Raw genomic sequence first — 8,418 nt, 5'->3', positions numbered from 1 at the left:
TTTGATGAAGAAGAATTATTGCTTAGAATTAAAGCGTTATTAAGACGATCTAAGATTGCAAGTGAAAGAAAGATCGTAATTGGTGATGTGACATTGGATTATGATAGCTTAACAGTAAGTCGCCAAGATGAAGTGATTGAACTACCCCAAAAAGAATTCTTACTGCTTTACAAATTACTATCTTATCCTGGTAAGATCTTTACGCGAATTCAATTAATGGATGAAATTTGGGGCATGGATAGTGAAACCGGCTGGGAAACGGTGACAGTTCATATTGGCAGGTTAAGAAAGAAATTTGCTTCGTGGGATGAATTTGAAATTATTTCAGTTCGTGGCTTAGGGTATAAGGCGGTGAAAAAGAATGAAAACTGATAAAAGACCATCGAGATTTTTTCTTACTATTTTCTTTACCTTAATTATTTTTATTTCCTTTATTATAACAATATTAATAACGGGAATAATTTTTATGCTGGTCTTTGGTGTTGATTTTAATGCAATGCCTAAATATAATGGGGTTATTGTTTTAGTCCATTTTGCAATTATCAGTGTTATTGTTGGGATGATTGTTTCTTTCCTGATTAGCCGCTTACCATTAAAACCTGCCAATACCTTGATAGAAAAGATCAATACGCTAGCTAATGGTGATTTTTCAGTAAGATTATCATTAAAACATTTTAAGTTTGCCAGGGATTTATCTTATAGTTTTAATAAGCTTGCTGAAGAACTAGAAAATACCGAAATGTTGCGAGCGGATTTTATTAATGATTTTTCGCATGAGTTTAAAACCCCCATTGTTTCCATTCAAGGTTTTGCGAAACTGTTACAAAATGAACAGCTTGATGAAGTAACGATGAAAAAGTATTTAAAAATTATTGAAACTGAATCTAATCGATTAGCGAAGTTAGCTAATAATATCTTGGAGTTAAAGAAAGTTGAAAATCAAACTATTTTAACGAATGTAACTAATTATAATTTATCGGAACAAGTACGAAATTGTATCTTACTGTTAGCGGATAAATGGGAAGCTAAGAATTTAGTAATTGATGTTAATTTTGAGGAATATCAAATCAACGGTAATAAAGAATTGTTACAAGAAGTATGGGTGAATTTAATGGATAATGCTGTTAAATATTCACCGGAAAATAATAGTATAGAAGTTGCTATTGTTGACCAAGAAAACCAGTATGCAATATCTTTTACTAATCATGGTGTTGCAATTAGTCCAAAAGATCAAAAATATATTTATAATAAGTTCTATCAAGGAGACAGTTCTCATGCTACTTCTGGAAATGGAACAGGACTTGCTATCGTTAAAAAGATCATTACACTACATAATGGTGAGATTTTATTAAATAGTGATGATCAGGCAACGACTTTTACAATAATTTTACCTAAATAATAAAGGAGTTTTATCATGGATGAAAAATTTGAATATGATGAAATCTTGCATGAAATACCAGAAAATGGCAGTGCTTATGTAATCTTTCCTTGGGATATTAAAGAAATATTTAATCAAGGCAGAGTCAAAGTACATGTTGAGTTTGATGGCATACCATATAATGGCAGTATTGTTAATATGGGGATAAAAGATGAAGCTGGAAAAGTTTGTTATATTATTGGTGTTTTAAAAGCAATTCGTAAACAACTAAATAAAAAAGATGGTGATAGTCTTCATATTGTGGTTACTAGACGTTAATTTTTAACTGTCAAATGTTCTCGAATAAATGATTAGATGGTATAATTAAAGAAAAAAAGGGGACTAGGGCAATGGATAAATTTGACTTAATTAAGGAAGAATGTTTAAAAACGACCAGTGATAATGTAATTGAAATTATTATAACAATAATGCAAAAAGATTATATTAATATTCATGGACCTGAACACCATGTATTAGATGGATCCTGTTTTTTAGTGGCAATGCATAATGCGGGATATGAATTTGATTTAGCAGCAGCATTGGATGAAATGATCGAACGTGGTAAAAAAATGCCTGGGGCGATCTGTGGAATGTGGGGTGTTTGTGGTTCTAGTGCTTCAATTGGGGCCGCTCTTGCGATCATGAATCAAACCTCACCACTTAGTAATAATCAGTTTTATCAAGATAATCTTGAATATACATCAAGAGCTTTAAAGAAAATAGGAGAAGTTGGCGGACCACGATGTTGTAAACGCAATGCTTTTTTATCATTGCTTATAGCAATTGATTTTGTAAATGAGCGTTATCATCTGAATCTTCCTAAAAATAATGTTAGTTGTATTTTTTCCAATCGAAATAAACAATGTATTAAGGAAAGATGCCCGTTTTATAAAAGTATGGAATAACCATACTTTTATTTTTTATGTTTAGTTCTAGTTTAGAATAGTTGATTATCATGATGCCTGTAAAAAGAAAGGAGAAATGGTAATGTTTAAATTATTCAAGAATTTTACTAAAAGAGAATGGACATTAATATTTACAGCGATAGTGTTTATTGTCGTCCAAGTCTGGTTAGATTTAACACTACCTGATTATATGTCACAAATTACTACTTTGGTACAAACACCTGGTAGTGAAATGATGGAAATATTACAAGCTGGAGGCAAGATGTTGTTGTGCGCGTTGGGTTCTCTAGCTTCATCAGTTATTGTAGCGGTGATGACAGCTAAAGTTGCTGCTAATTTCGCTGCTAATTTAAGAGAAAAGTTATATGATAAAGTACAATCATTTTCACTTGAGGAAATCGGAAGATTTTCAACGGCAAGTTTGATTACTCGTTCAACTAATGACGTTCAACAAGTGCAAATGTTTATTACAATGGGTTTACAAGTAATTATTAAAGCGCCAATCATGGCGATTTGGGCCATTACTAAAATTGCCGGAAAAAGTTATCAATGGTCTTTAGCGACAGGAATTGCGGTTGTTGTATTGATCGTAATTATTGCAATTTGTTTGATCTTTGCTTATCCTAAGTTTCAAAAATTGCAAACTTTAACGGATAATTTAAATCGCGTAACTCGGGAAAATTTAACTGGATTAAATGTTGTTCGGGCATATAATGGTGAAGCTTATCAGGAAGAAAAATTTGAGCAGGCTAATCAGGAATTAACGAAAACAACTTTATTTGCTAATCGTGTGATGGCGATATTATCACCAGGGATCCAGGGAATCATGAGCGGTTTATCGCTAGCAATCTATTGGATTGGTGCAATTATTATTAATAATGCTCAAATGGGTGAAAAACTTGGTTTATTTTCCGATATGGTAGTCTTTTCATCTTACGCAACTCAAGTAGTTATGGCCTTTATGATGATGACAATTATCTTTATTATGTTACCGAGAGCAAGTGTTTCAGCAAAAAGAATTAATCAAGTATTAGATACAAAAATATCAATTATTGATGGTGAGTATGATGAAGATGTTAACCAGGTAAAAGGTGAAATTGAGTTTAACAATGTTAGTTTTAGATATCCGGGAGCTAAAGAGTATGTTTTAAAAGATATTAGTTTTAAAGCGCATCAAGGTGAAACCATTGCTATTATTGGTTCTACCGGAAGTGGTAAAAGTACGTTGATCAATCTCGTTAATCGTTTTTATGATGTTAGTGAAGGTGAAGTATTGATTGATGGCGTAAATATTAAAAAATATAAATTACATGCAATTCATGATATGATTGGCTATATTAGTCAAAAAGCAATATTATTTAGCGGTACGATCAAATCAAATGTTGCCTTTGGTGATAATGGCAAACAAAAAGTATTAGACAGTGATGTAGTTGATGCCATCTATACGGCTCAGGCAGCCGACTTTGTGGAAAACTTACCTAATGGTTATGATAATTATGTAGCACAGGGCGGTTCGAATTATTCAGGTGGTCAAAAGCAAAGAATTTCCATTGCCAGGGCGATTAGTCGCCGACCTGAAATCTTAATTTTTGATGACTCGTTTTCAGCTTTAGATTATAAAACTGATCGTAAATTACGGCAGGCATTAAATGACTATTGTCAAGATACAACTAGATTAATCGTGGCTCAGCGAATTGGTACAATTCGTGATGCCGATAAAATTATTGTTTTAGATGATGGTAAAATGGCTGGAATCGGCAGTCATGATGAGTTAATGAAAAATTGTAAAGTGTACCAGCAAATTGCTTATTCGCAATTATCAAAGGAGGAACTTGCAAATGCCTAATCAAAGATTAAATGGAGGTCCCAGAAGGGGCAGTGGAGAAAAATCTCAGGATTTTGTAGGAACTTGGAAAAAACTGATTGCTTATTGTAAAAAGTATCTTGTAGTTATTATTATCGCAGTTATTTGTGCTATTTTTGGAACAGTTTTAACCTTAATTGGTCCCGATAAATTATCAGAATTAACCGATATCATTACGGCAGGAATCATGACGGGAATTGATTTAGATAAAGTAACTGAAATCGGTCTTACTTTAGTTGCTTTTTATGTAGCTAGTGTAATCTTGACATTTAGTCAGCATTATATCATGGCTACAGTTACTCAAAAAGTATCCAAACAAATGCGAAGTGATATTTCTAAAAAAATCAATCGCTTGCCTATGAGTTATTTTAATCAGCATAGTACCGGAGATATTTTATCTCGAGTAACTAATGATGTTGATTCAATTTCTAATTCATTAAATCAAAGTGTCGGAACATTGGTAAGTGCGATTACGTTATTATTTGGTTCTTTATTTATGATGTTAAAGACAAATGTCGTTATGACTTTAACGGCTGTAGTAGCAATTTTAATTGGATTTGTTTTAATGATTGCAATTATGTCTAAATCACAAAGATACTTTAATGCCCAACAAAAGCATTTAGGAATGATCAATGGTCATATTGAAGAAATTTATACTGGTCATCTAGTTGTAAAAGCTTATAATGGAGAAATTGCTACTAAAAAAGAATTTACGGAAATGAATGAAAACTTGCGTAATAGTGCTTTTAAGGCTCAAAGTTTATCAGGTTTGATGATGCCAATCATGACTTTTATTGGTAATCTTGGTTATGTGGCAGTATGTGTAGTTGGGGCCATGTTAGCGATGAATGGTAATATTAGTTTTGGGGTTATCGTTGCCTTTATGATGTATGTTCGTTATTTTACCCAGCCATTATCACAGTTAGCTCAAGCGATTCAAACATTACAGACGGCTGTCGCGGCTGGTGAACGTGTTTTTGAATTTTTAGAAGCTAAGGAAATGGAAGATGAAAGTGCTAAAACAATGCATTTGGAAAATGTTATCGGTAATGTTGAATTTTCGCATGTGCGTTTTGGTTATGATCCCAACCAAATTATCATTAAAGATTTTAACGCAAAAGTAAAGGCTGGTCAAAAAATTGCAATCGTTGGTCCAACTGGTGCGGGAAAAACTACTTTGGTTAATTTATTAATGCGTTTTTATGAATTAAATGGTGGTCAAATTAAAATCGATGGTATTGATACAAGCGATGTAGCTAGAAACGAGGTTCATTCTAATTTCTGTATGGTCTTACAAGATACTTGGTTATTTGAAGGAACGATTCGTGAAAATTTAATTTATTGTAGTGAAAATGTTAGTGAACAAAAAATGATTAATGCCTGTAAAGCTGTAGGATTAGATCATTATATCCAAACAATGCCACAAGGCTATGATACGGTTTTAAATGATCAGGTAAGTTTATCCCAGGGACAAAAGCAGCAGTTGACTATTGCCCGGGCAATGATTGCCGATAAGCCAATGTTGATTCTAGATGAAGCAACTAGTTCCGTTGATACCCGAACTGAATTACAAATTCAAGATGCGATGGATAAGCTAATGGAAGGAAGAACTTCATTTGTTATTGCGCATCGTTTATCAACAATTAAAAATGCCGATATGATTTTAGTTTTAAAAGATGGCGATATTATTGAAAGTGGTAATCATGATGAATTAATGAGACAAAAAGGATTTTATGCTGATTTATATAATAGTCAGTTTGCCACAGTGTAATAAGGGGGAAATTAAAATGCACTATAATTATGTAACGATCGAACGGTTGTATGGCAGCCAGGGTACTAAAATAGGTTTAGAATTAGCTAAGCAATTAAATTGGCCTTGCTACGGTCAGGAAATATTAACCAAAGTTTCTAATGATTATAATATTCCCGAAGAAAAGATTCAAAAATATGAAGAATCTGTAACTAATAGTTTCCTTTATTCAATGTTTGTTTTAAGTCAGGTAAGAAGTGGTAATACGGAAATGTTATCAGCTGAAAGTCATATTTATATGTTGGAACAAAAAGCAATTCAAGAACTTGCTAGTAAAGGTCCCGCTATCTTTCTTGGTCATTGTGCCAGTGAGGCTTTAGCTAATCGTCAAGGAGTTTTAAGAGTATTTATTTATGGCAATAAACAAGATCGCATCAAACATATTCATCAGGATTATGGAGTACCATTTGAAGATGTCAATGAAATGATGCATTATTTTGATAAAAAAAGAGCTAATTATTATTATGCCAATACGACGAGAAAATGGAATGATCCTGAAAATTATGATTTGATTTTAAATAGTAGTGATTTAAAGGTAAACAATTGTGTTAAAGCAATTGCGGGAATAATTGATAAAAACAAAGGATAGCATCGCGCTATCCTTTAATTATTCTATTCACTAATTAAGCCAAAATGAACAAAGGCATTATATAAACCGTCTTTATCAACATCATCAGTTACATAATCAGCCATTTCTTTAATTTCATCGCCACCGCTATTCATAGCAACACCAACTTCGCAATATTCTAACATTGGAATATCAACTTTGGCATCACCAAAAGCGAAAGTATCTTTAATATCAGCACCTAAATATTCTAATAAAGCATCAATGGCATGAGCTTTAGTAATATCTTTGACACCTAAATCACCAAATAAAGCAACTTCACCTTTTCCACCCCAAGTACCTGGTTTTAAATCAGGGAATTCTTCAATAGAATCTAAATGATCTTGATAACTATTTAAAATAAAACTTACTTTATTTAGATCATCACGATATAATTCACCGCCATAAATCATTTCTGGGAATACATCTTTTACTGTAATCTTATCACTGTTTTCTTTTCCTTTACGTTTAGAATATTCCTGAATAACTGGTTCCCCAACTGTTTCAAAGTTTTCGCTAGCGAAAAGTCCATTGTTACTTTCAAGATAGAATTCTAATCCCCGTTCATGAAGCCAGTCGACAATATGTTTACATTGTTCTAAAGTGATTAACTGGTGCATTACTATTGTATCATTATCTTCAACATAGCTTCCATTTCCACCAATCATTCCATCTAAACCAATATCCCAAATATATGGATAAACTTCAGCTTTACTTCTTCCTGTACAGATATAAATTTTATGTCCGTTTTTACGAGCTTGACGAATTGCTTTTGTTGCTGATTCTGGTAATTTATTTTCATAATCTACCAAAGTACCATCAACATCAATAAAAATTATTTTTTGATCAGCCATTTTATTACCTCTTTTCTTTAAATTATCGTTACTAAAATTATAATTTATTAAAAAAATATAACAATTATTATTTAAAAAAAGAAATGTTTTTTCCAAAAAAAAGTGAATAATAAAAATAAAAAGAGAAAATTTTCTCAAAGATATTAATACTTGATTTTGGATTCTTGATAAAAAAATTTATTTTACCAAGTTAAAAATCAAGCGAATGATATTGACAAGAATTGTTAGATAAGTTAAGATTACAAAGTATAAATAAAGGCGATGAATAGAGGAGTAATTGCATTTTGAAATTCTAGAGAGTCTCGGGTGGTGGAAAGAGATAATGGATAATGCGATGAATAAAGACTAGGAGCCGTATCTAGGATATTTAAATTGATTAGATAACGTGAGCCACGTTACAGGCAAGACTATTATTTGATAGTTGATGAGGTTGATAAAGTGATTTATTGACGAATTAGGGTGGTACCACGATGCTTTCGTCCCTTAGGGATGGAAGCTTTTTATATTTTATAGGAGGAAAAGATGGAAGAAAGAAAGTTTAGTGAACAAGAATTAGTTCGTCGTGAAAAATTAAATGAATTAGTTGAAAAAGGAATTGATCCGTTTGGACAAAGATTTGATGTTACTGCTTATTCAAAGGAAATTAAAGAAAAATATGGTGATAAAAGCCATGAAGAATTAGAAGAAATGGCTATAGCAGTAAGTGTTGCTGGAAGAATTATGACTAAACGTCGTAAAGGTAAAGTATGCTTTATGCATATTCAAGACCGTGATGGCCAAATTCAGTTATATATTCGTAAAGATGTTGTTGGTGAAGATGTTTACGAAATTATTAAAAAAGGTGATATTGGGGATATCGTTGGTGTTGAAGGAACTGTCTTTATGACAAACACTGGTGAATGTTCAGTTAAAGTATCTAAATACACTCATTTAACTAAAGCATTACGTCCATTACCAGAAAAAT

The 8,418-nt window shown here is 32.2% G+C and carries 9 protein-coding genes and 1 other annotated feature; of the genes, 8 read left to right on the top strand and 1 reads right to left on the bottom strand.

The window, feature by feature from the left end:
• The 7 genes from J7M77_RS12025 to J7M77_RS11995 form a co-directional block, all read left to right on the top strand.
• The coding region (locus tag J7M77_RS12025; RefSeq protein ID WP_296878877.1) for a response regulator transcription factor at nucleotides 1-372 on the top strand (372 nt) is incomplete at its 5' end.
• Entirely contained in the window at nucleotides 362-1,399 is a 1,038-nt protein-coding gene (locus J7M77_RS12020) for a cell wall metabolism sensor histidine kinase WalK (RefSeq protein ID WP_296878875.1), read from the top strand. The genes J7M77_RS12025 and J7M77_RS12020, both read left to right, overlap by 11 nt.
• A 15-nt stretch (nucleotides 1,400-1,414) precedes the next feature.
• Nucleotides 1,415-1,696, top strand: a complete 282-nt coding sequence (locus J7M77_RS12015) for a DUF1905 domain-containing protein (protein ID WP_296878873.1) — start codon at nucleotides 1,415-1,417, stop codon at nucleotides 1,694-1,696.
• 71 nt (nucleotides 1,697-1,767) lie between these two features.
• Entirely contained in the window at nucleotides 1,768-2,322 is a 555-nt protein-coding gene (locus J7M77_RS12010) for a DUF5714 domain-containing protein (protein ID WP_296878871.1), read from the top strand.
• A gap of 82 nt (nucleotides 2,323-2,404) precedes the next feature.
• Complete coding sequence (locus J7M77_RS12005) at nucleotides 2,405-4,168, top strand: ABC transporter ATP-binding protein (protein WP_296878869.1); 1,764 nt, start codon at nucleotides 2,405-2,407, stop codon at nucleotides 4,166-4,168.
• Nucleotides 4,161-5,957 carry an ABC transporter ATP-binding protein gene (locus tag J7M77_RS12000; protein WP_296878868.1) on the top strand — a complete coding sequence of 599 codons (1,797 nt, stop codon included), beginning with the start codon at nucleotides 4,161-4,163 and terminating at the stop codon, nucleotides 5,955-5,957. Before J7M77_RS12005 ends, J7M77_RS12000 begins: the two co-directional genes overlap by 8 nt.
• A gap of 16 nt (nucleotides 5,958-5,973) precedes the next feature.
• The gene (locus J7M77_RS11995) at nucleotides 5,974-6,585 is read left to right on the top strand and encodes an AAA family ATPase (protein ID WP_296878866.1); all 612 of its coding nucleotides are present in this window, start codon (nucleotides 5,974-5,976) and stop codon (nucleotides 6,583-6,585) included.
• 23 nt (nucleotides 6,586-6,608) lie between these two features.
• Here J7M77_RS11995 and J7M77_RS11990 read toward each other — a convergent pair whose 3' ends face one another.
• Complete coding sequence (locus tag J7M77_RS11990) at nucleotides 6,609-7,454, bottom strand: Cof-type HAD-IIB family hydrolase (protein WP_296878864.1); 846 nt, start codon at nucleotides 7,452-7,454, stop codon at nucleotides 6,609-6,611.
• A gap of 252 nt (nucleotides 7,455-7,706) precedes the next feature.
• Nucleotides 7,707-7,941: a binding site (T-box leader), on the top strand.
• Nucleotides 7,942-7,976: 35 nt separating this feature from the next.
• On the opposite strand from J7M77_RS11990, the gene J7M77_RS11985 reads away from it, so the two are divergent.
• A partial coding sequence (locus tag J7M77_RS11985) for an OB-fold nucleic acid binding domain-containing protein (protein WP_296878862.1) occupies nucleotides 7,977-8,418 on the top strand: 442 nt, incomplete at its 3' end.

The sequence above is a fragment of the Thomasclavelia sp. genome (assembly GCF_017889095.1).
GTDB lineage: Bacteria > Bacillota_I > Bacilli_A > Erysipelotrichales > Coprobacillaceae > Thomasclavelia.
The sequence above is the reverse complement of the archived record's forward strand: the minus strand, read 5'-3'. Positions and strand labels throughout refer to the sequence as shown.